Origin of the sequence: Pseudomonas sp. CMR5c, assembly GCF_003850545.1 — a bacterium.
Taxonomy (GTDB): Bacteria; Pseudomonadota; Gammaproteobacteria; order Pseudomonadales; family Pseudomonadaceae; genus Aquipseudomonas; species Aquipseudomonas piscis.
The window spans coordinates 1,355,253-1,379,966 of sequence record NZ_CP027705.1; the positions used below are offsets into that span (position 1 = coordinate 1,355,253).

The following is a 24,714-nucleotide window of genomic DNA, read 5'->3' on the forward strand; positions in this document are numbered from 1 at the left end:
CTCCTGCAAATTCCTTTACTGATCGGCACCCAGTGCGAGGCGTTTTATGACCCCAGAGTTTCGTATCGTTGCCGATGGCCGGGACATTACCAGCCAGATCAACGACCGTTTGCTGTCCCTGCGCACCTCGGACAAACCCGGCATGGAGTCGGACGAATTCGAGCTGCGCATCGACGACCGCGATCGTGCGGTGGTGCTGCCCAGCCGTGGCGCCAGCATCGAGGTGTTCATGGGGTATGCCGGCCAGGGGCTGACCCGCCTCGGGCGCTACACCGTCGATGAGGTGGTGGTCTCCGGACCACCGGACACCCTGGAGATCCGCGGCAAGGCCAGCGACATGCGCGGCAGTGGCAAGACCACCCGCAGCGGCAGTTGGGAAGACGTGCCACTGCAACAGGTGGTCCGCGACCTGGCGGCCCGTAACGGCTGGACCCCGGTGTGCCCGGTGGCGATCAAGGTCCTGCGGGTCGACCAGCTCAACGAGTCCGATTTCAACTTCATCACCCGCCTGGCCCGGCAATACGACTGCACCGCCAAGGTCGCCGAAGGCAAGTTGCTGGTGCTGCCGCGCCAGGCGGGACAGAGCGCCAGCGGCAAGGCCCTGGGCAAGGTCACCATCCACCGCCACGAGGTGAGCCGCTATCAGTTTCGCCTGGGCGACACCAGCAGCCACAAGGCGGTGCAGACCCGTCACCAGGACAAGAAGAGCGGCAAGCTGCAGGTGATCGAACTGGGTAACGACAGTGCCCCGGCCGGGGTGCCCGCGGTGCACACCGACCGGCATATCTACCCGAACAAATCCGCGGCAGAGCAGGCCGCCAAGGCGCGCCTGGCGGCGTTCAACCGCAGCACCGCGGCCCTACGCCTGGATCTGCCCGGACGCATCGACCTGTTCGCCGAACGCCTGATCGACGCCCAGGGTTTCAAGGCTGGGCTGGATGGCGAGTACCTGGTGGATTCGGTGGAGCAGGTCTTCAGCCCGTCGGGCTGGAGCACCACGGTGGAGTGCAACGCCGGCAAGCAGGGCAAGGCCCGGGCCAAGGGCAAGCCGAAACCCAAGGCCAAGCCGCTGAAGGTGCTGCAACTCTAGGTCGGCGGCGCCCGCTGCAAGCCTTTGGGCGGCCCCTTTGCGGACGTCCGGTTTTTTTCCCGATGCGGTTCACCCGCAGGAGATTTCATGAATTCCAACATCATCCAGCCGGCCTCGACGCGAGGCATCCGGCGGTTCTTGCGTGGCCTGCTTGGCGGCTGCGCCCTGGCACTGGCCAGTGCGGCCCAGGCCGCGCCCTTTATCCTGGCCTACACCGACGGCCAGGTCGAGACCTCCTACAGCAACCTCAAGGCTTTTTATCGCAACCTCTCGGCCGTGGGCCTGGGCAGCACCTACGGCCTGACGGTCACCGGCCAGTTGCACCAGGAGGGCATGAACGACACCACCCGGCAGATCATCGCGTTCGCCAAGTCCAAGTCCTTGCCGCTGTACCCGACGGTATCGGACTACAACCAGGACATCGCGGCTTTCGACCCGGCCATTTCCCACTCCATCGTCAACAGCAAGGCCTTGAGTGCCAGCACCATCAAGCAGTTGGTGACGCTGGCCCGGGATAACGGGTTCGCCGGTATCAACCTGGACTTCGAACAGGTTGAACCGCGCAACGCCAAGGCGTTTTCCGCCTTTGTCAAAGCCCTGGGCCAGGCCCTGCATGCCCAGGGGCGCAAGCTGATCATCAGCGTGCCGCCCAAGCTCGACGACCAGCAGCCCGAATACCTGCAAGGCTACGACTACCGGGCCTTGGCAGCAGCGGTGGATTACTTCCAGCTGATGACCTACGACCAGGTCGGCCCGGGCTGGAGCAGCGGCGGCTTCCACGGTGAAGTCTGGCCGGGCCCTGGCTCGGGGCTTGACTGGCAGCAAGCGCTGCTGGCCTACGCAGTGACGCGGGTACCGGCCGGCAAGCTGCTGTCCGGGCTGGCGGCCTACGGCCAGGACTACAGCATCGGCAATCGGGTGCACTGGTCGGCCTACGAGGAAATCATCGCCGAGCACAACGCCGTCACCCACCTGGACGCCCCCTCGGCCACTCCTTATGCCACCTGGGGTCCGGTCAACAGCTTCGCCGACGGCGTCGAGTGGACTGCGGAGCGAGCGCAGCCGGTGCTCTGGTATGACGACGCCCAGAGCATTCGCAGCAAGGCCGCCCTGGTCGGGCGCCTGGGCCTGGGCGGCACCAGCGTCTGGGCCATGGGCTACGAAGACGCAAGTTTCTGGAACGCACTGCAGGCCGGCCTGGCCAAGGCCCCGGCGTTGCTGCCCAGCGGACGCGAATGATGCAGTCCCGCGCTCGCCCAATAACCTTCGATGGATACGGAGCACCCAGCCATGAATGACGAAGAACTGGCGGCCATCAATCGCCTGATCGCCGCCCTCCAGGCCCAGGCCGATGGCCAGTCCGCCTTGAACGGCGCGATCCGCCTGCTGGCGCAGAGCAACCAGGCCCTGGTGGACCTGATCAAGAGCCGTGAACCGGACCCCAACGCGCCACCCTACCTGGATGGCTCGCCAACTCCCTGAGCCCTGGCCCCGGCGCCTTTGGTCCGCACCCGAGCAACACACCCTCGACCCGCCAACCGCGGGTTTTTCATTGTTTTCTGGAGAACACCCGATGTCGATTCTTACCCAAGGTACGCAAATCTTCGCCCTGGTCCCGCCTGTGACCGGCAGCGGCCCCTACACCGTGCTGGAAGTCGAGCACGTCACTTCCTTCGAGCCCGGCGGCGCGCCTGCCGAGCAGATCGAGGACACCACCCTCGACGCCCAGGAGCGCAGCTACAAGAAAGGCCTGCGCACCCCTGGCACTGCCAGCCTGGGGCTCAACGCCGACCCGGCCAACGCCAGCCATGTGCGCCTGCACCAGCTGTCCGAAGCCAATGGCGAGACCAGCATCAAGTGGGTCGTGGGCTGGTCCGACGGCAAGGGCATCGCGCCGACCGTCAACACCAAGGGCGATAACTTCGAGCTGCCGACCACTCGCACCTGGTTCACCTTCGACGGCTACGTCTCGGACTTCCCGTTCAACTTCGCCCTCAACGCCGTGGTCACCACCACCGTGACCATCCAGCGCACCGGTGGCTCCACCTGGATCAAGAAGGCCTGAGCATCGCCATGAACCTCAAGCAACTCAAAGCCAAGGGCGGCATCGTCGATGCCCTGCCCGTGAAGAAGCAGGTGAGCTGGACTCACCTGGACAGCAAGACCGGCAAGGAGGTGACCGACACCTTCACCTTGCACATCCGCCGGCAGTCCTTCGGGGTCATCGAGCGGCTGTTCGCCGACAGCGACAACGAGCAGAGCCGCAACGCCCGCTACATCGCCGCTTCGGTGGCACTGGGCACCGATGGCGGCGAGGCCCTGAGCTACGAGGATGCCTACGGCCTGGAGCCGACCCTGGGGTTTTTGATCCTCAATGCGGTCAATGAGGTCAACGGCACCGGCGGTGCGGCAAAAAACTGACGGCCGCCGATGAGTTCTGGCACGAGTTGGTGCTGAACGGAGTCGGCGGCCGGACGATTGCCGAAGCCAAGGAACGCATGACCTACCACGAAGCCCTGGCATGGGGACGCTATATCGACCGATATGGCTCCTTGCATACCGGTAGGCGGCTGGAGGCGGGCAGCGCCCTGGTGGCGCTGCAGACCCACCGGCTGGGCGGGGGCGTGGCGGAGTTGTTGGACTTCATGCCCCATGAACAACGTTTGGGCCTGTCGCTCGAACGCGCGATGAACGAGTGGCGCTGATTCCAGGCCACTTTTCCCGAACCCGTTTCGACGGGTTTTCATGACCCGGAGAACCCCATGGCAACAGCTTCCCAAGGGCTGGACCTGAGCGGCCTGGAGCGGGCCCTGGACAAGGCCCAGCGCATCACCGACCAGGCCATGCGCAACATGCAGCGGCGGATCGACGAGGCCGGCAAGAAAATCGCCGAGTCCATGACCCTGTCGTCCGCCTCGGCGCTGGACGCCAGCGCCAGTGCCTTCGACGACATGCGCAAGGCCTATGACCCGGCCACCACCGCGGTCGACCAGTACATCAAGAAACAGGGCAGCCTGGCGGCGTTGCTCAAGCAGAACAAAAGCGCTGAAACCGACTACGCGCAGACCCTGGAAAAATCGGGGAAAAAACTCGCGACGTATTCCGATGAATTCGACAAGTTGCGCAGCGACGGCGCGCTGGCAGCGGCCCAGGTGGGCATGGGCGCGCGGCAGAAGGAACGGGCCAAGCTCCTGAGCGACAACGACCTGCAATACGCCCAGGCCCGCAAGGCTCTGGACGCCCAGTTTCCAAAGGGAGCGACCCAGGCGCCGGCCACCTATGCCGACCAGGCCGGGATCAAGTTCCCCTCCGGCGATGCCTATGGCAAAGGCGGTGAACAGGGTGACGAATACGCCACCAGGCTCGAAGAGCTCAAGACCAAGCACAGCGAAACCGCACTGCAGATCCAGAGTAACTACCAGCAGATGACGGACGCGATGCAGGACTGGAAGAACGGCGCCTCGGAAGCCTTCGACGACTACATGAACGCCTCCGACAACACCGCAGCCCAGTCGAAGGCCGTGTTCGCCAACGCCTTCGACAAGATGGGCGCGGGTATCGTGCAGTTCGCCACCACGGGTAAGTTTTCCTTTTCCGACTTCGCCAGTTCGGTACTCAAGGACATGGCGATGCTGGCGGCCAAGACGGCCGCATCGCGGGCGTTGAGCTCGCTGTTCAGCATGGCCGGCTCGGCCCTGATGAGCCTATGGCCGGGTTCTGCTGCTGCGACTCCTGCTGCCCAGCAGTTCAAGGTGGGGGATGCCACCACTGTCTTCAACTCACAGATTGACACTTCGAAAATGCCGATGCCGGTATTCGCTCATGCCAAGGGCGGGGTCTTCAGCAACACCGTGGCCAGCGCTCCGACCCTGGCGCCCATGGCTTTGTTCGGCGAAGCCGGGCCCGAGGCGATCATGCCCCTGAGCCGGGGCGCCGATGGTTCCCTGGGCGTGGTGGCGCTGGGGGGCGCACCGGCCGGCAGCACCAGCAACCAGCAGGTGGTGATCCAGCAGACCATCAACGTCGGCGAAGGCCAGGGCGCTGCCCAGGGAGCCGGCGCCAACCAGCAGAACCTCGCCAACGCCTATGCCAGCGCCGCCCGACAAGGCGCTGCCGAACAGATCGCCCGTGACCTGAAGCCGGGCGGCCAGATCTGGTCCGTCATCAACGGCCGCTGATACCCAGCGGCCGCGACGGCTCACGCCCGGAGAAAAGCATGACCATCGAAACCTTCGCCTGGGTGCCCAAGGTGGAACCCGTGGGCACCGTCGAATTCCGCCTCAAGTCGGCCCGCTTCGGCGACGGCTACCAGCAGGTGGTCCAGGACGGCATCAACAACAAGACCCAGTCCTGGCCGCTGACCTTCGTCGGCGACGAAAGCCGGATCAAGCCGATCATCGCCTTCATCGACGCCCATCGCGGCGCCACGCCGTTCTACTGGACCCCACCCCTGGGAGAACAGGGGCTGTACCGCTGCAAGACCTACCAGCCCTCGCCGTTGGGCGCAGGGATGTACACCCTCAGCGCCACCTTCGAACAGGCCTTCCATCCATGACCCTCAAAACCATCAAGGCGGGCGCCCAGCCCAACGATGGCACCGGCGACAACCTGCGCAGCGGTGCCCAGATCATCAATGAGAACTTTGCCGAACTGGATCAGCGAGCGGCGCAGGTCAGTGCCCAGCTCAGCTCGATCGAAACGGGCGCGACCAAAAACCGGTCGGATGCCGAGCTGCTCGATCGCGCGAACCACACTGGAGCGGACAAGCGAGTTATCGTCTCTAGCGGTTCCATCGACGACGTTAAAACCCCTGGCTTCTACGCGGTATTCGGTCCGAATAGCACGGCGCTGGCTGGTGCTCCAGCCCTGGACGGCGTACCTCGCGTAAACGCCATCCTGGATGTTCTTACAACCGGGAAACCTGAGGGAGATCCGCTGTACACCCTTCGGCAGGTATGGCGCGCTCCAGGAAAGGGTGGGCAAGTGTGGGAGCGAGGTTACGCTGCTGATGGATGGGGCGCGTGGCGAATGGTGCTGATGCAGGGCGATTTCGGTCTCGGAGCAAAGGCGGACGCCACATTTCAGGGAACAAACCTCAACCCGGACACGTACCGAACTGGTGGATATGTCGTCGGGCAATTCAACATTAGCCCGCACGGCCTGCTGACTGGGGTGGTTGTTACTCAAGCAGGGAGCAACTCGACGGTATGCTCGCAGCAATTCTATGACTGGGCCAACGGCCGCCAGTACAGTCGAGCGATGCAGAGCAATACGTGGACAGACTGGGTCGCATTTGTGGTTCGGGGAGATTATGGGTTGGGCGCCAGGTCCTTGCCGGAGCTTCCAGGAAACACCTTAAACGGCGCAGAGGCTTCCGGTCTTTATAAGTGGACCAACCTCAATGCTGGCGCCCCAGCTGTTCGGCAGGGGGAGTTGATCAACATGATGGGAGGCCCGAACTATGGCTTCCAGCTTGCCGGCTCCCATGAGTCGGATGAACTGTGGTGGCGCAGAAAAACAGCTACTTGGCAACCATGGAAGAAGGTCGCCTTAGACGGAACTTACCTATCTAGAAACACTTCGCTTACTGGCGTGGTAACCGATTTGAACTCAGTTACCAGTCGACAAGTTCTTTGGGTTGATAGTTCAGTTTTGAATAGTCCGGTATCAGGGGACTGGTACGTCGAGGTTTTCGCTCTGGAGGAGGGGGGATCTTACGGTGGTTATGTGTTGCAGAGAGCAACAAACCTTGGTCCTGATGCTCCGGTATATGTTCGCAAAAGAATAGCAGGTACTTGGTACGGCTGGACACAACATGAAGGTCAGGCTTCTCCAAGACTTTCTGATATGAATGTATTTACCGGTGGTGGTGTTTTCCGTTTTGATCCAAATACAGCTGGTATTCCCGTGCCAAACATATGGGGCACTTGCCAAACTACAATGTATGATTCGGTAAACTGGACCCAGGTGGCGATCACTACTGATGGGTCGAGTATGTGGACGCGTGGTTGTGTGAACGGTGGTGTCCAGCCATGGGTTAGACAAACTCCAGAATTTGTAAGTAACGCCAACGGAAGTGCCATTAAATATGCAGATGGCACCATGATGTGTTGGTTTGAGTCCGCATCCAGAGGGGTTGCCGGCGCTGCTAATGGTTCGCTGTTTACTTCGCAACAGTACTTTTATACCTTTCCTGTACCGTTTGTTACTTTTCCGATTGTTCACTGGTCAACAGGTTCATCATCTAACGGTGTGTGCTGGGCGAATCACGAATGGTCAAATACGACCCAAACTGTTGGTCGTATCAATGCTGCCTTTTCAGGAATAGACGGATACCCACGTTACATGGCCATTGGGAGGTGGAGATAATGGTAAAAATTAAGTTTTCCCCTGTTTACGCCCCGGACTGGAAGCGGCTGGAGTCGATTAACGTTGACGGGTACACGATCACAATAAACGGTTCCACGTTCGATTTCTCGCCGCTCCGGCCCGGCTACGAACTTTCGCTTGAGGCCCTCGACTCGCCCCTGTTCGCCGATAAGGCCGTCATGTCCGTCGATGGAACGCTCTCGGTGACATTACTCATGCCCTACGACGAAGCCACGGCCACCGATGCCATCCGCTTCCCTGAGCCGGTGACCGTCACCACCGCCGGCCCGGTGGATATCCCCACCGATCACCCCGCACAGCCCCCCGTAACTCCAACCGTCGAGGACAACCATGGACTTCTCGCAGAGCAAGAAAACCTTCACTGAGCAGGACCGGAAAGCCAACGAGGCCCGGGAATACCTGCGCCAGACCGACTGGCTGGTGGTGCGAAAACTTGAGACCGGCAAAGAACTCCCGGCAGATGTTGCAGAGAAACGCGCAGAGGCCCGCAGCCTGATCTAGGCGCAGCCAGAGCCCATCCCACCCGCCAGCGTGCGGGTTTCTTTTTGCCTTGTGCAAAGCCCTGGTGACCATCGTCGGACTGGCCTCCTGATCGGCTGCTCCTGACCACCGAGTAGAGGGCAAGCCCCTCAGTACCCATCTTTAGCAGGCTGTTCATCCATGACCCTCAAAACCATCAAGACGGGCGCCCAGCCCAACGATGGCACCGGCGACAATCTGCGCACCGGTGCCCAGATCATCAATGAGAACTTTGCCGAGCTGGATCAGCGAGCGGTTCTGGCCAGTACTGAGATCGGTAAGCTCGATGCCCTGACCAAGGCGCTTGCTGACAAGACCGGACCTGGTCTCGACCCCGCTGTGCGAGCGATTCTTACACGCTGGGGGCTAGGAGATTCGGTAACGACTCTTGAAGAGCGCCTGCTTAGCTGGATCACTGTTTCCGCATTTGTGTTTGTGTTCCCTCAAAACGGGCAGAACTCCTTGCCTACCAGGGAGACGGGGTACTACGTCGTTCATTTGCAAAATGCCGACCCCAAATATGCGGCCCAATTGGCTTTTAACGGTTCTGTTGGTGTCATGTTCCGTCGAGTCAAGGCCGGTGATGTATGGACGCCGTGGACTCGGCTGATGCAACAAGGTGATTTTGGAGTCGGGTCCAAGGACGATGCGGCTTATGTAGGTAACAACCTGAACCCCAACGACTATCTCACTGGCGGTGACGTAGTGGGCCAGTTCAACATGGACGGTACGTTGAGAACCGGTGCCCTGATCGTACAGGCTGGTAGCAACGCCACGGCGTGCGCGCAGCAGTTTGTAGACTGGGCGTCGGGCCGCATGTACAGCCGTGGAAAGTCTGGTAGTGCTTGGACCAAGTGGCGCTTTACTGTTTCAGTCGGTGACTTCGGGCTTGGAGCCAGAGCGCTAGAAGGTCCGGGAGCCCCAGATATGGACGCTCCCATCGGAGCCGGTATCTACGGGTGGACAAAAAGCTATAAGGGCGCGCCATCAACCATTGCCAATGGTGAATACATCCATTTGCCCGGTAATGATGACTACGCATCCCAGATAGCGGCCTCGCATGATTCCGACAACCTGTGGTACCGCCGCAAGACCGCGAGTTGGCAGACGTGGAAGCGGTTCATGATGGAGGGGACCCGTCTGCCTCGAAACTCCAACGTCGACTTGAACAACCTCACGTCAAGGACCGAGATCTGGTGCGACTCCAATTGCTTGAATCTTCCACTGCCAGGGGACTGGATAGTCGAAGTCTTCTCTCTGGACGCCGGAATCGGCGATTACGTGCTGCAACGGGCAACATTCGCCGTCGGTTCGACTTTGCCTGTCTTCCATCGCAGGCGTGTAGCTGGTGTGTGGGGCGCGTGGTTCCAGGGTGAGGATTCATCCGTCGTAATGAACGACATGAACGCTATCGTTTCATCGGGTAAATACAGGATCACCGCTTCTACGCTCAATACGCCGTTTCCAAACATGTGGGGCATGGTTGACGTAAGCATGTACGACGCAACCAACTGGACTCAGTTGTTGGTTGGCACCTCGGATGGGACGGTCTATTCCAGGAACTCGATCAACGGCAGCATCGGCCCGTGGCATGCCTGCATCAAGCACGGCGACTATGGAGTCACCGGCTCTATCCAGCGGGTGTCCGGCGCTGATGCCAACAACTTGCCCAAGAGTTCAGGAAAATTCTGGATCGATGGATCGGGAGTCAACCAACCTACTGCAGGGACTGACTACTTTATCGATCAGACCTATATCAGCGATATGTGGATCACCCAGCTGGCTATTGGACTACAGGCGAAGGGGATCTGGTCCAGGGTCAAGAACGATCCGGCTGGGTGGTCGCCCTGGACTCAAGTCGGTGGTTCCAAGGTATGGGTGAGCGATTGGAGGAAGTTTACGGCCAATGGGCAGTCGTCCTTCGTGCATAACCTGGGCGCTATCTCGACAACGATCACCTGGGAGATCCGGTTGACCGTCGTGACTGCGGGGTACCCGGCAGGAACCGTGCTGAGGCACGAATTCAATGTGAACCCCGCCTATCCGACTGGCCTGACGACCTACGATATGGGGGCTAACCAGTTTGCGGCGAAGATGACCAATGGAGCCAACCTCGGTTGTATCGTCGACAAGAACACCGGGGCTTCCACCTGGCTGCCCTGGGCCAACTGCGAAGTCCGCGTAATTGTGACCGCCGCCTGAACCAACCCGCCATCGCGCGGGTTTCTTTTGCCTTGAGGAAACACGATGCCAATTACGGCCGATATCCAGACCCTGGAGCCTGGCGCGTGGGTGGAGCTTTTCGAGCTCGACGCCACCAGCCTCGGCGCCGAACTCTACCGCTTTCACGGTTACCCCCAGCAGTCGTCGATCTTCTGGCAGGGGCTCGAGTATTCCCCCTGGCCGATCCAGGCCGAGGGCTTCGAAATGACCGGCAAGGGCTCGCAGCCGACCCCGACCCTGTCGGTGGGCAACGTCGATGGTTTCATCACCGCCCTGGTGCTGTATTTCGAAGACCTGGTAGGGGCCCGGCTGATTCGCCATCGGACCCTGGGCAAGTACCTGGACGGCCAGCCCGAGGCCGACCCCGAGGAAGAGCTGCCGCCGGACATCTGGTACGTCGAGCGCAAAGTCGCCGAAGACAACGAGGTGGTGCAGTTCGAGCTGTCTAGCGCCCTGGACTTCAACGGCGTGCAGCTGCCACGGCGGCAGATCGTCGCCAACGTCTGCTGGTGGCTCAGTTGCGGCGGTTATCGCGGCCCTTACTGTGGCTACAACGGCGGCCCGGTGGCAGACGTCAACGACGTGATCGTCACCGATGCCGCCAAGGATAAATGCGGCGGGCGCCTGAGCAGCTGCAAGCTGCGTTTCGGCGAGAACAACCCGCTGCCCTACGGTTCGTTTCCTGCGGCGGGCCTGCTACGGAGCTGAACATGAACAAGGCGAACCTTGCGGCCATCGAGCGCCACGCCCTGGCCGAATACCCCCGCGAGTGCTGCGGGTTGCTGATTCGCGAGGGCCGGCGGCGGGTCTATGTGCCGTGTCGCAATACCGCCGCCACCCCCAGCGAGCACTTTCGACTGGCTCCCGCGGACTACGCGGCAGCCGAGGAGCGCGGCGAGGTGCTGGCGGTGATCCACAGCCACCCGGATTACCCGGCCACGCCCAGCGAGGCGGATCGGGTGGCCTGCGAGGCCTCCGGGCTGCCCTGGCACATTGTCCAGGTACTGGCGGACGACGCCGGCCAACCGCGTATTGGCCAGTGGGCCCAGCTGGCGCCCAACGGCTACCAGGCACCCTTGGTTGGCCGGGCCTTCGCCCATGGCGTGCACGACTGCCTGAGCATCATCCTCGACTACTACCGGCGCGAGCTGGGTATAGAACTGGGCGACTACCAGCGCGAGGACGGCTGGTGGGACAAGGGCGGCAACCTCTACCTGGAGCACTTGCCCGAGGCCGGTTTCGAGCGGGTAGGGGACCTGCGTCAGGGCGACGTGGTGTTGATGCAGATCCGCTCGCCGGTGCCCAACCACGCGGCCATCTACCTGGCCGATGGCGTGCTCAAGAGCGAGCCGGCGCACTACCCGGCGCCGGGCTCCATCCTGCACCACCTCTATGGCCGCGACAGCAAGCGCGACACCTATGGCGGCTACTGGGACGAGGTCACGGTCAGCATCTGGCGCCATCGCCAGCTCATGGCGTCGGCTTGAGGCCGTTGCCTTTCCCGGCTGCCAACCGGGGATCTTTCTTCCTGGGAGTCATGTGATGAATCAGCAAAAAGTCCGGGTCGTGCGTTTGTACGGCTCGCTGGGAGCCCGCTTCGGCCGGGTGCATCGGTTGGCGGTGGGCAGCGCTGCGGAGGCGATCCGCGCCTTGTGCGTGCTGGTGCCGGGATTCGAGGCCTTCCTGATGGAATCCAAGGATCGCGGGGTGACCTACTCGCTGTTCCTCGGGCGCGACAACCTGGGCCAGGATCGCCTGCATGCTCCTTGCGGCAACAGCGATATCCGCATTGCCCCGCTGCTCATCGGCAGCAAGCGCTCGGGCGGGTTGCAGACCATCATTGGCGTCGCCCTGGTGGTGGCCGCGTCCTATTTTTCCGGTGGCATTGCCGCCGCGGGTGGCAGTTCAACCTTGATCGGGACTACCGGCACCACTGGCTGGACCTTCGCCGCCAGCATGGGCATTTCCCTGGCCATGGGCGGGGTGATGCAGATGATGTCGCCGCAGCTCAAGGGCCTGGGGGCCATGGACCGTCCCGACAACCGCGCCAACTACAGCTTCAACGGCCCGGTCAACACCACGGCCCAGGGCAACCCGGTGGGACTGCTCTATGGCCAGTTGATCGTCGGCAGCTCAGTGATCAGCGCTGGCATCTACGCCCAGGACCAGCTCTGAAACAGCGGTCTGCGTTGTCCATCCCAACCCGCCGCGGCGGGTTTTTTATCGCCAGGAGAACCCCATGGGCTTGGCCGTAGAACCACAAAAGATGCAAACCGTGCTGCTGTCCGGCTCCCTGGCACGGCTGTTCGGGCGTGAACACCGGGTGGCCATCAGCGCAGGCTTCAAGGACGTGATGGGTTACTTCCGGCAGTTCCCGGGTTTTGAGCGCTACATGGTGCAAAGTGCCGACAAGGGCCTGCGCTTTGCCGTGTTCAACGGCCGGCGCAACCTGTCCGAGACCGATATCCACCAGCCCCTGGGCAAGCAGGTGATCCGCATCGCCCCGGTACTCGGTGGTTCCAAGCGCGCTGGAGGCCTGCAGACCATTCTCGGCGCGGTGTTGATGGCCGTGGCCTACTACAACCCCTTCGGCTTTCTCACCGGTCCGGCAGTCACTGCCATGATGATGACCGGGGCGACCTTGGTGATGGGCGGCGTGACGCAGATGCTCGCGCCCATGCCCAAGGGCCTGGGCGCCCAGGAGCGCCCGGAAAACCGCCCCAACTACAGCTTCAACGGGCCACTCAACACCACGGCCCAGGGCAATCCGGTGGGCCTGCTCTATGGCCAGTTGACCATCGGCAGCACCGTGATCAGCTCCGGCATCTACGCCCAGGACCAACTCTAAGCATTCCCGTCTTCCACCTGCCTGCGATGCCGCGGGCCTCATTTCGCCTGAAGGAAAGCCATGACCGACCACATTCTCGCCGGTAGCAAGGGCGGCGGCGCCAAGCCGCCCCGTCCCTCCGTGGAAGCCCCGGACAGCCTGCACAGCACGGCCTATGCCCGGATCCTCGATCTCGTCAGTGAAGGCGAGATCGTGGGCCTGAAGAACGGCAAGCGCTCGGTGTTCCTCAACGAGACGCCCCTGGCCAACGCCGACGGCAGCCTGAACTTCTCCGGGGTCAGCCTCGAGACCCGCAACGGCAACCAGGACCAGACCTACATCCCGGGCTTTCCGGCGGTGGAGAACGAGTCCCAGGTGGCGGTGGAACTGCGCAGCGACCAACCCTGGACCCGCGCCATCACCAACCTGCAACTGTCGGCGGTGCGCATCCGCCTGGCGGTCTCGCGCCTGGCCCAGACCAACACCAGCAACGGCGACACCAACGGCTACACGGTGCGTTACGTCATCGAGCTGTCCACCGATGGCGGGGCGTTCGTCGAAGTGCTGCAGTCGGCCTTCAGCGGCAAGAGTTCCAGCAAGTACGAGCGCTCCCACCGGGTCGACCTGCCAGCGGCCAAGGCCGGCTGGAGCGTGCGGGTGCGGCGGCTGACGGCGAACTCCAGCAGCGGGGCGATCGCCGATACCACCAGCGTGGAGTCCATCACCGACGTGATCGACGCCAAGTTGCGCTACCCGGGTTCGGCGATCATCGGCCTGCAGTTCGATGCCTCGCAGTTCCAGTCGATTCCCAACCGCTCCTTCGAATTGCAAGGACGGATCATCCGCGTGCCGAGCAACTACGATCCGGCCACCCGGACCTATAGCGGCGTGTGGGACGGCACCTTCAAGTCGGCCTGGACCGACAACCCGGCCTGGATCTACTACGACCTGCTGCTGCACCAGCGTTATGGCCTGGGGCATTTGCTCAACGCCGCCCAGGTGGACAAGTGGGAGCTGTACCGCATCGGCCAGTACTGCGACCAACCGGTGTCCGATGGCAAGGGCGGCACCGAGCCGCGCTTTACCTGCAACCTCTATCTCTCGGTGCGCGCCGATGCGCTGAAAGTGCTGCAGGACCTGGCCACCACCTTCCGCGGCATGGCCTATTGGGGCGCAGGCTCGGTGATGGCGGTGGCCGACATGCCGGAAGACCCGGTGTACACCTACAGCAACGCCAACGTGATCGACGGCAAGTTCGTCTACGGCGGCTCGGCGAAAAAGACCCGCTACAGCGTGGCCCTGGTGAGCTGGAACGACCCGGCGGACTTCTACCGGCAGAAGGTGCAGTACGTCGACGATCCGGAAGGCATCGCCCGTTATGGCGTGCAGCAGACCGAGATCACCGCCACCGGCTGCACCTCCCAGGCCCAGGCCCAGCGCATCGGCAAATGGGCGCTGCTGACCAACCGCCTGGAAACCGAAAGCGTGAGTTTTTCCGTGGGCCTGGACGGCACCCTGGTGCGTCCGGGGCAGGTGATCCGCGTGGCGGACAACGACCGGGCCGGCCGGCGGATCGGCGGGCGCCTGCGCTCGGCGACCCTGGACGCCCTGGTGCTGGATGCCGACGTCAAGGCCTACCCCGGCGATACCCTGACCTTGATCATGCCCACCGGCAAGGCGATCTCCCGGGTGATCAAGTCCGTGGGTTATCCACTGACCTGGGACAGCACCGGCATCACCTGGGACAGCGGCGCCACCACCCTCGACACCACCGGCTTTCCTGCTGAAGTGCAGCGGGTGGTGCTGGAGAAAAAACTCGAGGAGCTGCCACCGGTGCACTCGATGTGGGCCATCGATTCGCCGACCCTGGCGGTCCAGCAGTTTCGCGTGTTGTCGGTGGCCGAGGACTTCTCCGACTCGGCGATCAAGTACAGCATCAGCGCGGTCAAGCATGTCGCCGCCAAGTTCGCGGCGATCGACAACGGCGCGCGCATCGACCAGCCACCGGTGACGGTGATCCCGCCGAGCGTGCAGAACCCGCCGAAGAACGTGCGGGTGCGCAACGAGCATTTCGTCGACCAGGGCAGCGCGGTCGGGGTCATGACCATCGACTGGGAACGCCCGGACAACGCCATCGCTTACGAGGTGCACTGGCGCAAGAACGACGGGGATTGGGTGTTCGCCGGACGTACCGGGGGCAACTCCTTCGAAGTCAGCGGTATCTATGCCGGGCGCTACGTGGCCAAGGTCCGGGCGATCAACGCCCTGGACATCGGCTCGGTGTTCGCCACCTCGGCCGAGACCGTGCTCAGTGGCAAGACTACACCGCCGCCGATGGTGGCTTCCTTCAACGCCGAGTCGATCGTGTTCGGCATCAAGCTCAAGTGGAGCATCCCGGCCGGGCTGAGCACCGCCGACCTGCAACGGACCGAGATCTGGTACAGCCAGGGCAGCGACGTGGCGACCGCCACCAAGTTTGGCGACTACGCCTACCCGCAGACCGACCTGACCATCATGGGCCTGGCCGCTGGCGTACGGTTCTTCTTCTGGGCGCGCCTGGTGGACAAGATCGGCAACCAGGGCCCTTATTCGAAAGCTGTAGTCGGTCATTCCAGCAGTGATGCTGGCCCGATCCTTGAGTATTTGAGTGACCAGATCAGTGAGACTCAACTCAGCAAGGAGTTGTTGCGAAAAGTTGAGACCGGCGGTGGTTCGGCTGTCGAAATCAAGACGATGAAAGATGAACTTTCTGCCATGTACAGCATAAAGACACAAATGACAGTAGATGGGAAACCGTATCTGGCTGGAATTGGTGTTGGTGTCGAAAATGACAAAGGTATTGTCAGTAGCCAGGTTTTGATTGCAGCTAATAGGTTTGCGATTGTTGATCCTCAGCTGGCTGAGCCGATCTATCCGTTTGTAGTATCCGATGGAAAGGTTTTTATAGATGAAGCTTTCATCGGCAAGGGATCTATTACGACAGCAAAAATTGGCGGGTCTATTAAATCGACCAACTATATAGCTGGAGAGACTGGTTGGTGCCTAGGCGAAGATGGATCCATCGAGTTTAATGGGCCGACCAAAGACGGTGGGCGTCTTGTAATAAATAATCAGTCGTTACAGATATTTTATAGTAACGGGAACTTGTGCTTGCGTGCGGGTATATGGCAATGACTTCGGGTATTGAGGTGTATACCCCTGAGGGGATGCTATGTATGGATGGTACCGGAAGATACGCCCGGGTGATCGATATTATTGATGTGTCCAAAGTTGGTTATAACGGTAGTAGGACGTATGAAAAAGTTTCAGCTGATGGGCTTGATTTTGCGTATTTCCAAGGTGGGAATGTTGTCGTAAATGTTTCAAAGGCTGGGAAAACTATTAGCTGGGGTGTGGCTGATAGTTATTACTTTGGGGCCTTCTCAGGCAGTGCAATGCTGATTGTGGTGTCTTACTAATGGACGGATTTGAAGTATTTAATCAAGATGGATTCAAAATTGCCGGTAGTGATTATCCTAACTTGGTTTTTTATCAAAAGGGAACTCTATATCTGTCTCAGTATAATATGCTTGGGAATGGGTTTGGTGGGGTTCAATACATTGGAGTTGCTGCGCTCCCTGATGACGGTGCAACCCTGCGATTTTACCGGTCACCGGTGCCGATCGTTGAAAATAGAGGAGCGATCTGGGGAAGCTCCCATGGCCATACTGTAGAGTATTTTTCATTCGGGCCAGCGCGTAGTCTATCTACTCAGGGGTTGGAGGTTATAGATGATAATAAAGATATAAGGTTTTCAACATCCTCTCCTTGCCTTGCATTGGCAGGGGTATTCATTGATGGAACTGGTCCTAATCAGTCGAGCTATGCAATTCAGACTGAGTTTAATAAAGCTGGCAGAAAATATGCTGCTACATTAGCGAATGGACATTGTTTCTATCAGCTGGTCCGACCATTGGGGCGTCCTTATAATGCTAGCTATGAATATCAAAGAATGGCCTGTTTAAGCCAGAACGGTGTTTATAGCTCTGCAATGGTCGGAACATTGTTTTGGACTCATCCTTGGGCTAAAGGGCGAATTGAAAAATACCCAAATGGAGGCTTGCCGCAGCGAATGTTGGTAGCTGATGTTACAGATCTTTAGCCTTTTTTAATTCTGTTTTTTTTGATTGTTTTTTTGGCGCTAATAATTTGGTGGGTCTATGTTGCTAACTCAACTTATAAGGCAGCTCCAAGAGCATTGTCCTCTATTGACGAATCGTTTCGTTATTAGATTTAGCCCAGGAGTATCGACAAGTAACACTACCCAAGCTCTTCCCACTGCCTACCTCGCTCCAATCAACGACCTCGCTACTCCCTCCACCGCACAAAACACCTTCCGCCAGATCATCCGCGACCGCTTCGAAGTCGCCTTGCTCCTCGATGCCACTCACCCGCAACAGGCCTTGGACCAGCTCCATGACCTGCGTGCCGATCTCTGGCGCGCGCTGGTGGGTTTCAAGCCCGGGGCCGAGTACAGCCCGATCCAGTACGAGGGTGGTGAGCTGGTGCCGGTGGGCAATGAGCGGTTGCTCTATCGCCTGCGCTTTTTCGCCGAGTTCCAGTTGGGGCGCAATCGTTCCGGGCAGCCGGCGGAAACCTGGCATGAACGTGAACTCGACGGCTTGCCGTCCTTTACCGGGGTCACGGTGCGGGTCGATGCCATCGATCCGGCGGACCCCAATTTGAAAAGCCCGGGCCCTGATGGGCGCCTGGAGCTGACTTTCTCAGGAGAGCTGAAGCAATGAGCAAACGCATCACCGTGCTGCCGGCCGCTGGCCGTGCCGTACCCGATCCGGAAGCGGGCGACCTGCTGCCGGTCACTGGCCGCGAAGTCACGGACAACGCCTGGTGGCGTCGCCGTCTGGCCGATGGCGATATCACCATCAACGCCGTGCAAGCGGCACAACCGAAGGGAGCCCAATAATGGCGATCGGATTCAGCAATATCCCCGCGGACATTCGTGTTCCGCTGTTCTATGCCGAGATGGACAACTCGGCGGCCAATAGCGCCTCGTCGGCCATGCGCCGGCTGATCGTCGCCCAGGTCAACGACAATGTGCCCGCCAGCGACGTAGGCAAGCTGGTGCTGGTGTCCAGCGTGGCCCTGGCCAAGAGCATCGGCGGCCAGGGTTCGATGCTGGCCTCCATGTACGAGACCTTCCGCAAGACCGACCCGGTCGGCGAGATCTGGTGCCTGCCGCTGCACAACAGTGAAGGCAGCGTGGCCAAGGGCACTTTGACCCTGACCGGCAGCGCCACCGAGAGCGGCGTGCTCAACCTCTATGTGGGCGGCGTGCGGGTCCAGGCCGCCATCGCCAAGGGCGCCACCGCAGCCCAGGCGGCCACGGCCCTGGTGCAGAAGATCAACACCTCGGCCGACCTGCCGCTGAGTGCCAGCGCCGCCGAAGGCGTGGTGACCCTGAACGCCAAGTGGACCGGCGACAGCGGCAACGACATCAGCCTGCAGCTCAATCGCCTGGGCAAGAGCAACGGCGAGAGCACCCCGGAAGGCCTGGCCATTGTCATCGGCAAGATGGCCGGTGGTGCCGGCGTGCCTGACCAGGTCGCCGCGGTCGCTGCCCTGGGCGATGAGCCGTTCGAGTTCATCTGCATGCCCTGGACCGACGTCGCCAGCCTCAACACCTGGCAAGCGGTCATGGATGACAGCGTGGGTCGCTGGTCCTGGGCCAAGCAGCTGTTCGGCCATGTCTACACCGCCAAGCGCGGCACCTTGGGCACCCTGGTCGCCGCCGGGCAGGCGCGCAACGACCAGCACATGACCATCCAGGCCCTGGAACCGGGCGTTCCGCAACCGGCCTGGGTCCAGGCTGCGGCACTGGCCGCGCGCACCGCGGTGTTCATCTCCGCCGATGCCAGCCGTCCGACCCAGAGCGGCAGCCTGCCGGGCCTGGACCCGGCCGCGGCCAGCGAGCGCTTCACCCTGACCGAGCGCCAGTCACTGCTCAACTACGGCATCGCCACCGCCTACTACGAAGGCGGCTACGTGCGCATCCAGCGTTCGATCACCACCTACCAGAAGAACGCTTTCGGCCAGGCGGACAACTCCTACCTGGACAGCGAGACCCTGCACCAGTCGGCCTACATCGTGCGCCGCCTGCAAAGCGTGATCACCAGCAAGTACGGGCGCCACAAGCTGGCCGCCGACGGCACCCGCTTCGGCGCCGGCCAGCCGATCGTCACCCCGAGCACCATTCGCGGCGAGCTGATCGCCCAGTACGCCAAGCTGGAGCTGGAAGGCCATGTGGAAAACGCCGAGCTGTTCGCCGAGCACCTGGTGGTGGAACGCGATGCCCGGGACCCGAACCGCATCAACGTGCTGTTCCCGCCGGACTACATCAACGGCCTGCGAGTGTTCGCGCTGCTCAACCAGTTCCGCCTGCAGTACGACAACGTCGCCTGAACGCGCGTTCGACTGTGAATCCAGCCCACCTTGCGTGGGCTTTTTATTGAAGGGAGAAACACCATGGGTCAAGTGATTGCGGGCACCTGCTACGTCAAGGTCGACGGTGCTCAACTGACGATCAACGGCGGCTGCGAGGCGCCGCTGATGTCCACCAAGCGTGAAACCGTCGTGCCGGGTTTCTACAAGGAAGTCGAGGTCACCCCGACATTCAAGGTCACGGCGCTGCACACCCCGGACTTCCCGCTCAAGCAGCTGGTGGCCGGTACCGACATGACCGTCACCTGCGAATTCAACAACGGCAAGGTCTTCGTCCTGGCCGGCGCCTACCTGGTGGACGAGCCGGTATCCAAGGGCGACGACGCCAGCATCGCGCTGGTGTTCAACGGCGTGAAGGGGACCTGGCAATGACTCAAGTCGTGAAGCTGCAAGTGGCCATCGAGGCCCACGGCGAAACGCTCGATGAACTGACCCTGCGCCGCCCGACGGTGCAGGAGGTGCGCAACATCAAGGCGCTGCCGTACCGGATCGACAAGAGCGAGGAAGTGAGCCTGGACATGGATGTCGCGGCCAAGTACATCGCGGTCTGCGCCGGTATCCCAGCGTCCTCGGTGAACCAGCTGGACCTGGCCGACCTCAACGGCCTGAGCTGGGCCGTCGCGAGTTTTTTCATGAGTGCGGCGTCGCAGCCATCGGCGACCTGATCGCGGCCGCCTATGACCTGGCCTGGTTCTGGAAGGTTGACCCCGAACAGATGATGGCCAGGCCATTGGATGTGCTCCGCGAGTCACTGGAGCACGCGCAACGGATCAATGCGATGCAGCAGGTGCAGTGATGGCGAATATTCAACAAAGCATGAGCCTGACGAACATCCAGACCACGGTGCACATGTCCGTGGTGGTGCTCGGCGCACAGAAACTCGAAGCCCAGATGTCGGGGATCCGCGCCAGGATCGGCGCCTTCAAGAAGAGCATCGAGGACAGTGGCCTCGGCTCCCTCGACCTGGGCGGCTTCATCAGGGGTGGCGGTCTGCTGGAGCCGTTCATCCATGGCATCAAGCAGGCGATCAAGGCCGAGGACGATCTGCAAGCCAGCAGCCAGCAACTCACCCAGCTCAAGGCGCCGCAAGTGCCCCTGGGGGAAACCTCGGCCCACCTCAAGCAGTTCGACGACGCCCTGCAAGGGGTGTCGCTGAAGATGGGCCAGGCGCTGCTGCCGGCGGTCAACCAGCTGATCACCGGGCTGACGCCGCTGATCAGCAGTGTCGGTGCCTTCGTTGCCGACAACCCGGCCCTGGTGGAAGGCTTGGCCGCAGCGGCCGTGGCCTTCACCGTGGTTACCACCGGGGCCATGGGCCTGGCGGCGGTGGTCGGCCTTTTGGCCTCGCCGGTGGGCATCGTGGCGGCGGCGATCGCCGTGGCCGCTGGTTTGATCGTGGCCTACTGGGAGCCGATATCAGGGTTCTTCAGCGGGATCTGGAACAGCCTGCAGCAGGCGGCGCAGGTGGTCTTCGCCACCTTCAAGAGCCTGTTTGGCTGGAGCCCGTTGCAGGCCCTGGCCGGTGCCTGGGGCGCGCTCACGGGGTTCTTCTCCGGGCTCTGGAGCTCGGTGGTCGGCGAGGCGACCCAGGCCTGGGCACCGCTCAGCGAGTTCTTCAGTGGCTTGTGGCAGGGCATCCAGGCCCTGGCGTTGCCGCTGCTGGATTTCTTCAAGACCTTGTTTTCCTGGAGCCCGCTGGGGCTGGTGATCGATAACTGGCAGCCATTGACCGGGTTGTTCTCGGCGCTGTGGGAGCTGTTGCGGGCGCTGTCGGTGCCGGTGATGAGCTTCTTCAAGACCTTGTTCGACTGGTCGCCCCTGGGCCTGGTGATCAATAACTGGCAGCCGCTGCTGGGTTTCTTCGGGCGCTGCTGGGATGGCCTGCGGGCGCTGTCGGAACCGGTGAAGGGGTTCTTCAAGACCCTGTTCGACTGGTCGCCCCTGGGCCTGGTGATCAATAACTGGCAGCCGCTGCTGGGCTTTTTCGGACGCTGCTGGGATGGCCTGCGGGCCCAGGCGGAACCGGTGTTGGGGTTCTTCAAGACCCTGTTCGACTGGTCGCCCCTGGGCCTGGTGATCAACCACTGGCAGCCGCTGCTGGGTTTTTTCGGGCAGTGCTGGGATGGCCTGCGGGCCCAGGCGGAACCGGTGCTGGGGTTCTTCAAGACCTTGTTCGACTGGTCGCCCCTGGGCCTGGTGATCAATAACTGGCAACCGCTGATGGACTTCTTTTCGGCCACCTGGGACCAGTTGCTGGCGCTGAGCGCGCCGGTGGGCGAGTTCTTTCGGGCGTTGTTCGATTGGTCGCCGATGCCGCTGATCAATGCGGCCTGGGAGCCCGTGGCCGGATTCTTCAGTGGCTTGTGGGACTCGCTGCTGGCGATCACGGCGCCGGTCCAGGGGTTCTTGCAGGAGCTGTTCAACTGGTCGCCCATGGACATGGTAACGGCCAACTGGCAGCCCATCGCCGACTGGTTCTCGGCGTTCTGGGACAAGCTCAAGGGCACCCTGGGCGGTATCCGGGAAATGCTCGGCGGCAGCTTTGGCGGCTTCATCGCCAAGATCACCGGCAAGGTCGAAGGCCTGACCGAGGCCCAGCAGCGCACCAACGCCGAAGGCAAGGGCCAGTTGGCCCCGGCATTCTTCGGTGCCGAGGCTTCGCCGGCGGCGCGCAACCTGAACCAGGGCTCTGGTGCGTTGGTGCAACAGAGTGCGGCCAACAATCGCACGCAACTCGAAGGCGGCCTGACGGTGCGCTTCGAAAACGCCCCGGCGGGCATGCGCACCAGCCAGCCGCAGACCAACCAGCCGGGCCTGGCGGTGACTCCGCGCATCGGCTATCGCTCACTTTCCCTAGGAGGTTCCAATGAGCTGGCGTGATCGGTTGTTGCCGGCGTCGTTTCGCGGCGTCGGTTTCTGGGTCGACCAGGCCAAGACCCCTGTGGGCCAGAAGGGCCAGTTGCATGAGTACCCCCAGCGCGACCAGCCCTTCTACGAAGGGCTCGGCCAGCAGGCCAAGGTCCACGACCTGACGGCCTTCATCGTGGGCGAGAACTGCCTGGAGCAGCGCGACCAATTGCTCCAGGCCCTGGAGCAGGGGGCCGGGGAACTGGTCCACCCTTGGCTGGGACGGATGCAGGTCAAGGTCGGCGAGTGCGATATGACCCATACCCGCCAGGACGGCGGCCTGGTGACGTTCGCCCTCAAGTTCCACCCCGACCAGCCGCTGCTGTTCCCCACGGCGGTGGTCAACTCCCGCGAGCAATTGCTGGTGGCCGCCGACAGCCTGCTGGGTTCGGCGGTGCGGCGCTTCGAGGAGGTCATCAGCCTGATCAAGGCCGCACGGATCGCGGTCAAGGAACTGCGCGATTGCCTCAAGGACGTCTACGCGGTGATCGAGCATGAGTTCAAGGAGCTGATCGACACCTACAAGGACCTGCGCCAGCTGGTGCTGGCGCTCAAGGAGCTGCCCCGGGAGGTCAGCGCCGAGTTCAAGGGCTTGCTCAAGGACATTCGCGAGCTCAAGGACTTCGCCCGCGAGGGTTATCGCGGGGTGCTGGCCAATGCTTCGCAACAGGTCGAGGCGGCGAAGAAGATCGATACGCCCAAGCTCACCACCGGCAAGGATACGGTGGCCGCGGCCCAGGCCATGGCCAACCTGGTGCAGGACATGCTGCTGGTGAAGCTCGGCTACCAGGTCGCGCAGATGCCGGCGGCAGCGCCGGTGGTCAAGCTCAACTCCACGCCCTCGGTGGCCCAGCAGGCGGTCCAGCCGGTACGCCGCCTGGATGTACCGGTGGCCGAGGATGTGCTGAGCCTGCGTGATGCCCTCAATGAGGTGATCTGGCAGGCCGCGCTCAAGGCCGATACCCTGCATTACCAGGCGCTCAACAGCCTGCGCCAGCAGCTGTTCGGCCATCTCACGGCGGTGTCGTCCACCGGAGTGCGGCTGCTGACCCTGTCGCCCAAGCAGAGCCTGCCGGCCCTGGTGGTGGCCTACCAGCGCTTTGGCGACGCCACCCGGGTGGGGGAGGTGAGCCAGCGCAACAAGGCGGTGCATCCAGGCTTCCTGCCGCCGGCCGATCTGAAAATCGCCGAGGTGTAGGCCATGAACCCAGCACAAGATGCCGTCACCCTGACCGTTGACGGCCTGGACTACGGCGGCTGGAAAAGCGTCGAGATCAGCGCGGACCTGGAGCGCCAGTTCCGCAGCTTCAGCCTCAACATCACCTGGCAGTGGCCGGGGCAACTGGAGGTCAAGCCGATCAAGCCCGGCTCGCGTTGCCAGGTGCGTATCGGCAGCGACCTGGTGCTCACCGGCTACGTGTACAAGGCGCCGGTCAGCTATGACGCGCACCAGGTCAGCCTGAGCATCGAAGGCAGTTCGTTGACCCAGGACCTGGCCGACTGCGCGGCCATCAACCGCCCGAGCCAGTGGCAGGAGCAGAGCCTGTTGAGCATCGTCCAGGCCCTGGCGGGCGCCTATGGCGTGGGCGTGGTCAGCGAGATCCCGCAGACCGCCAAGCTCGGCAAGCACAGCATCGTGCCCGGGGAGACGGTGTTCCAGTCCATCGACCGCTTGCTGACCCTGTACCGGGTATTCTCCACCGATGACGCCGAGGGCCGCGTGCTGCTGGCCAAGCCCGGCAGTAGCGGGCGGGCCAGCGATGCCCTGGAGCTGGGCAAGAACATCCTGTCGGCCAATGCGCCGATGGATTTCAGCCAGGTGTTCTCCGAGTACCGGGTCATCGGTCAGCACAAGGGCAGCGACCAGAAAAGCGGCGCTGCGGTCGCCGAGGTCTCGGGCCAGGCCCGGGACTCGAGCATGGCGCGCAAGCGGGTCACGGTGATCAGCGAAAGCGCGCAGCTGACCCCTGAACTGGCCCAGCAGCGGGCCGACTGGGAGAGTGCCACCCGCATGGGCAAGGCGCTGACCACCAGCTATCGGGTCCAGGGCTGGCGCCAGGGCAACGGCGATTTGTGGCGGCACAACACCCTGGTGCGGGTGATCGACAAGGTCCTGGGCTTCGACCAGGACATGCTGATCTCCAAGGTCACCTATTCGCTCTCCGAACAGGGCTCGATCACCACCTTGCAAGTGGCGCCGCCACACACCTTCGACGCCAACCCCATCCCCGCGAAAACCTGAGCCGCCCCCGGCGGCGTA

The 24,714-nt window shown here is 62.1% G+C and carries 27 protein-coding genes; all 27 read left to right on the top strand.

The annotated features are described in order from the left end of the window. The first annotated feature begins 46 nt into the window (after positions 1-46). The 27 genes from C4K40_RS06170 to C4K40_RS06295 all read left to right on the top strand — a co-directional run bounded on the left by C4K40_RS06170 (position 47) and on the right by C4K40_RS06295 (position 24,696). Entirely contained in the window at positions 47-1,090 is a 1,044-nt protein-coding gene (locus C4K40_RS06170; RefSeq protein WP_053134527.1) for a phage late control D family protein, read from the top strand. A gap of 87 nt (positions 1,091-1,177) precedes the next feature. Next, entirely contained in the window at positions 1,178-2,329 is a 1,152-nt protein-coding gene (locus C4K40_RS06175; RefSeq protein WP_256224158.1) for a glycosyl hydrolase family 18 protein, read from the top strand. Between the two features lie 51 nt (positions 2,330-2,380). Next, on the top strand, positions 2,381-2,572 hold the full coding sequence (locus tag C4K40_RS06180; RefSeq protein ID WP_022643397.1) for a hypothetical protein: 192 nt from the start codon (positions 2,381-2,383) through the stop codon (positions 2,570-2,572). Positions 2,573-2,663: 91 nt separating this feature from the next. Then, the gene (locus C4K40_RS06185) at positions 2,664-3,155 is read left to right on the top strand and encodes a phage tail tube protein (RefSeq protein ID WP_053134530.1); all 492 of its coding nucleotides are present in this window, start codon (positions 2,664-2,666) and stop codon (positions 3,153-3,155) included. An 8-nt stretch (positions 3,156-3,163) separates the two neighbouring features. Then, positions 3,164-3,511: a phage tail assembly chaperone family protein, TAC gene (locus C4K40_RS06190; RefSeq protein WP_022643399.1), complete on the top strand. Its 348-nt coding sequence runs from the start codon at positions 3,164-3,166 to the stop codon at positions 3,509-3,511. A 29-nt stretch (positions 3,512-3,540) separates the two neighbouring features. Beyond that, positions 3,541-3,795: a hypothetical protein gene (locus tag C4K40_RS06195; RefSeq protein WP_031321344.1), complete on the top strand. Its 255-nt coding sequence runs from the start codon at positions 3,541-3,543 to the stop codon at positions 3,793-3,795. A gap of 57 nt (positions 3,796-3,852) precedes the next feature. Beyond that, on the top strand, positions 3,853-5,268 hold the full coding sequence (locus tag C4K40_RS06200; RefSeq protein ID WP_053134532.1) for a phage tail tape measure protein: 1,416 nt from the start codon (positions 3,853-3,855) through the stop codon (positions 5,266-5,268). A 38-nt stretch (positions 5,269-5,306) separates the two neighbouring features. Then, positions 5,307-5,645 carry a phage tail protein gene (locus tag C4K40_RS06205; protein WP_022643403.1) on the top strand — a complete coding sequence of 113 codons (339 nt, stop codon included), beginning with the start codon at positions 5,307-5,309 and terminating at the stop codon, positions 5,643-5,645. Continuing rightward, the gene (locus tag C4K40_RS06210) at positions 5,642-7,459 is read left to right on the top strand and encodes a pyocin knob domain-containing protein (RefSeq protein ID WP_124421269.1); all 1,818 of its coding nucleotides are present in this window, start codon (positions 5,642-5,644) and stop codon (positions 7,457-7,459) included. Before C4K40_RS06205 ends, C4K40_RS06210 begins: the two co-directional genes overlap by 4 nt. After that, the gene (locus tag C4K40_RS06215; protein ID WP_124421270.1) at positions 7,459-7,845 is read left to right on the top strand and encodes a hypothetical protein; all 387 of its coding nucleotides are present in this window, start codon (positions 7,459-7,461) and stop codon (positions 7,843-7,845) included. Before C4K40_RS06210 ends, C4K40_RS06215 begins: the two co-directional genes overlap by 1 nt. Beyond that, entirely contained in the window at positions 7,811-7,981 is a 171-nt protein-coding gene (locus C4K40_RS31485) for a hypothetical protein (protein ID WP_157064364.1), read from the top strand. The genes C4K40_RS06215 and C4K40_RS31485 overlap by 35 nt, the downstream gene beginning before the upstream one ends. A gap of 159 nt (positions 7,982-8,140) precedes the next feature. After that, positions 8,141-10,201 (top strand): pyocin knob domain-containing protein, encoded by a 2,061-nt coding sequence (locus C4K40_RS06220; RefSeq protein WP_053134536.1) that lies wholly within the window; start codon positions 8,141-8,143, stop codon positions 10,199-10,201. A gap of 45 nt (positions 10,202-10,246) precedes the next feature. After that, the gene (locus C4K40_RS06225; protein WP_053134540.1) at positions 10,247-10,930 is read left to right on the top strand and encodes a phage minor tail protein L; all 684 of its coding nucleotides are present in this window, start codon (positions 10,247-10,249) and stop codon (positions 10,928-10,930) included. Between the two features lie 2 nt (positions 10,931-10,932). Then, a complete protein-coding gene (locus C4K40_RS06230; RefSeq protein WP_085599321.1) occupies positions 10,933-11,709 on the top strand; it encodes a C40 family peptidase in 777 nt (258 codons plus the stop codon). Between the two features lie 55 nt (positions 11,710-11,764). Continuing rightward, positions 11,765-12,397: a tail assembly protein gene (locus tag C4K40_RS06235; RefSeq protein ID WP_053135694.1), complete on the top strand. Its 633-nt coding sequence runs from the start codon at positions 11,765-11,767 to the stop codon at positions 12,395-12,397. Between the two features lie 64 nt (positions 12,398-12,461). Beyond that, on the top strand, positions 12,462-13,070 hold the full coding sequence (locus C4K40_RS06240; protein WP_053135691.1) for a tail assembly protein: 609 nt from the start codon (positions 12,462-12,464) through the stop codon (positions 13,068-13,070). A gap of 60 nt (positions 13,071-13,130) precedes the next feature. Then, positions 13,131-16,223 (top strand): host specificity protein J, encoded by a 3,093-nt coding sequence (locus C4K40_RS06245; RefSeq protein ID WP_053135688.1) that lies wholly within the window; start codon positions 13,131-13,133, stop codon positions 16,221-16,223. Then, complete coding sequence (locus C4K40_RS06250; protein ID WP_124421271.1) at positions 16,220-16,507, top strand: hypothetical protein; 288 nt, start codon at positions 16,220-16,222, stop codon at positions 16,505-16,507. Before C4K40_RS06245 ends, C4K40_RS06250 begins: the two co-directional genes overlap by 4 nt. Further along, the gene (locus C4K40_RS06255) at positions 16,507-17,190 is read left to right on the top strand and encodes a hypothetical protein (protein ID WP_124421272.1); all 684 of its coding nucleotides are present in this window, start codon (positions 16,507-16,509) and stop codon (positions 17,188-17,190) included. The genes C4K40_RS06250 and C4K40_RS06255 overlap by 1 nt, the downstream gene beginning before the upstream one ends. Before the next feature lie 58 nt (positions 17,191-17,248). Then, positions 17,249-17,833, top strand: coding sequence for a hypothetical protein (locus tag C4K40_RS06260; protein ID WP_053135685.1), 585 nt, complete (start codon positions 17,249-17,251; stop codon positions 17,831-17,833). Beyond that, a complete protein-coding gene (locus tag C4K40_RS06265) occupies positions 17,830-18,012 on the top strand; it encodes a DUF2635 domain-containing protein (RefSeq protein ID WP_022642608.1) in 183 nt (60 codons plus the stop codon). Before C4K40_RS06260 ends, C4K40_RS06265 begins: the two co-directional genes overlap by 4 nt. After that, entirely contained in the window at positions 18,012-19,508 is a 1,497-nt protein-coding gene (locus C4K40_RS06270) for a phage tail sheath subtilisin-like domain-containing protein (protein WP_053135682.1), read from the top strand. The genes C4K40_RS06265 and C4K40_RS06270 overlap by 1 nt, the downstream gene beginning before the upstream one ends. Positions 19,509-19,571: 63 nt before the next feature. Continuing rightward, on the top strand, positions 19,572-19,919 hold the full coding sequence (locus C4K40_RS06275) for a phage tail tube protein (protein ID WP_022642610.1): 348 nt from the start codon (positions 19,572-19,574) through the stop codon (positions 19,917-19,919). Beyond that, complete coding sequence (locus C4K40_RS06280; RefSeq protein WP_053135679.1) at positions 19,916-20,212, top strand: phage tail assembly protein; 297 nt, start codon at positions 19,916-19,918, stop codon at positions 20,210-20,212. Before C4K40_RS06275 ends, C4K40_RS06280 begins: the two co-directional genes overlap by 4 nt. Positions 20,213-20,342: 130 nt before the next feature. Then, a complete protein-coding gene (locus C4K40_RS06285; RefSeq protein WP_083456957.1) occupies positions 20,343-22,427 on the top strand; it encodes a phage tail protein in 2,085 nt (694 codons plus the stop codon). Further along, the gene (locus C4K40_RS06290; RefSeq protein WP_053135676.1) at positions 22,414-23,652 is read left to right on the top strand and encodes a DNA circularization protein; all 1,239 of its coding nucleotides are present in this window, start codon (positions 22,414-22,416) and stop codon (positions 23,650-23,652) included. The genes C4K40_RS06285 and C4K40_RS06290 overlap by 14 nt, the downstream gene beginning before the upstream one ends. A gap of 3 nt (positions 23,653-23,655) precedes the next feature. Beyond that, positions 23,656-24,696 (top strand): phage baseplate assembly protein, encoded by a 1,041-nt coding sequence (locus tag C4K40_RS06295; RefSeq protein WP_053135673.1) that lies wholly within the window; start codon positions 23,656-23,658, stop codon positions 24,694-24,696. The last annotated feature ends 18 nt before the right edge of the window (positions 24,697-24,714 follow it).

Bases quoted from the DNA above. Each gene is read 5' to 3' on its own strand.
- C4K40_RS06295 (WP_053135673.1), top strand. From the start codon at position 23,656: ATGAACCCAGCACAAGATGCCGTCACCCTGACCGTTGACGGCCTGGAC.
- C4K40_RS06210 (WP_124421269.1), top strand. From the start codon at position 5,642: ATGACCCTCAAAACCATCAAGGCGGGCGCCCAGCCCAACGATGGCACC.
- C4K40_RS06190 (WP_022643399.1), top strand. From the start codon at position 3,164: ATGAACCTCAAGCAACTCAAAGCCAAGGGCGGCATCGTCGATGCCCTG.
- C4K40_RS06185 (WP_053134530.1), top strand. From the start codon at position 2,664: ATGTCGATTCTTACCCAAGGTACGCAAATCTTCGCCCTGGTCCCGCCT.
- C4K40_RS06255 (WP_124421272.1), top strand. From the start codon at position 16,507: ATGGACGGATTTGAAGTATTTAATCAAGATGGATTCAAAATTGCCGGT.
- C4K40_RS06225 (WP_053134540.1), top strand. From the start codon at position 10,247: ATGCCAATTACGGCCGATATCCAGACCCTGGAGCCTGGCGCGTGGGTG.
- C4K40_RS06230 (WP_085599321.1), top strand. From the start codon at position 10,933: ATGAACAAGGCGAACCTTGCGGCCATCGAGCGCCACGCCCTGGCCGAA.
- C4K40_RS06275 (WP_022642610.1), top strand. From the start codon at position 19,572: ATGGGTCAAGTGATTGCGGGCACCTGCTACGTCAAGGTCGACGGTGCT.
- C4K40_RS06260 (WP_053135685.1), top strand. From the start codon at position 17,249: ATGTTGCTAACTCAACTTATAAGGCAGCTCCAAGAGCATTGTCCTCTA.
- C4K40_RS06215 (WP_124421270.1), top strand. From the start codon at position 7,459: ATGGTAAAAATTAAGTTTTCCCCTGTTTACGCCCCGGACTGGAAGCGG.
- C4K40_RS06280 (WP_053135679.1), top strand. From the start codon at position 19,916: ATGACTCAAGTCGTGAAGCTGCAAGTGGCCATCGAGGCCCACGGCGAA.
- C4K40_RS06240 (WP_053135691.1), top strand. From the start codon at position 12,462: ATGGGCTTGGCCGTAGAACCACAAAAGATGCAAACCGTGCTGCTGTCC.
- C4K40_RS06250 (WP_124421271.1), top strand. From the start codon at position 16,220: ATGACTTCGGGTATTGAGGTGTATACCCCTGAGGGGATGCTATGTATG.
- C4K40_RS06220 (WP_053134536.1), top strand. From the start codon at position 8,141: ATGACCCTCAAAACCATCAAGACGGGCGCCCAGCCCAACGATGGCACC.
- C4K40_RS06270 (WP_053135682.1), top strand. From the start codon at position 18,012: ATGGCGATCGGATTCAGCAATATCCCCGCGGACATTCGTGTTCCGCTG.
- C4K40_RS06200 (WP_053134532.1), top strand. From the start codon at position 3,853: ATGGCAACAGCTTCCCAAGGGCTGGACCTGAGCGGCCTGGAGCGGGCC.
- C4K40_RS06235 (WP_053135694.1), top strand. From the start codon at position 11,765: ATGAATCAGCAAAAAGTCCGGGTCGTGCGTTTGTACGGCTCGCTGGGA.
- C4K40_RS06265 (WP_022642608.1), top strand. From the start codon at position 17,830: ATGAGCAAACGCATCACCGTGCTGCCGGCCGCTGGCCGTGCCGTACCC.
- C4K40_RS06175 (WP_256224158.1), top strand. From the start codon at position 1,178: ATGAATTCCAACATCATCCAGCCGGCCTCGACGCGAGGCATCCGGCGG.
- C4K40_RS31485 (WP_157064364.1), top strand. From the start codon at position 7,811: ATGGACTTCTCGCAGAGCAAGAAAACCTTCACTGAGCAGGACCGGAAA.
- C4K40_RS06180 (WP_022643397.1), top strand. From the start codon at position 2,381: ATGAATGACGAAGAACTGGCGGCCATCAATCGCCTGATCGCCGCCCTC.
- C4K40_RS06285 (WP_083456957.1), top strand. From the start codon at position 20,343: ATGGCGAATATTCAACAAAGCATGAGCCTGACGAACATCCAGACCACG.
- C4K40_RS06245 (WP_053135688.1), top strand. From the start codon at position 13,131: ATGACCGACCACATTCTCGCCGGTAGCAAGGGCGGCGGCGCCAAGCCG.
- C4K40_RS06290 (WP_053135676.1), top strand. From the start codon at position 22,414: ATGAGCTGGCGTGATCGGTTGTTGCCGGCGTCGTTTCGCGGCGTCGGT.
- C4K40_RS06170 (WP_053134527.1), top strand. From the start codon at position 47: ATGACCCCAGAGTTTCGTATCGTTGCCGATGGCCGGGACATTACCAGC.
- C4K40_RS06205 (WP_022643403.1), top strand. From the start codon at position 5,307: ATGACCATCGAAACCTTCGCCTGGGTGCCCAAGGTGGAACCCGTGGGC.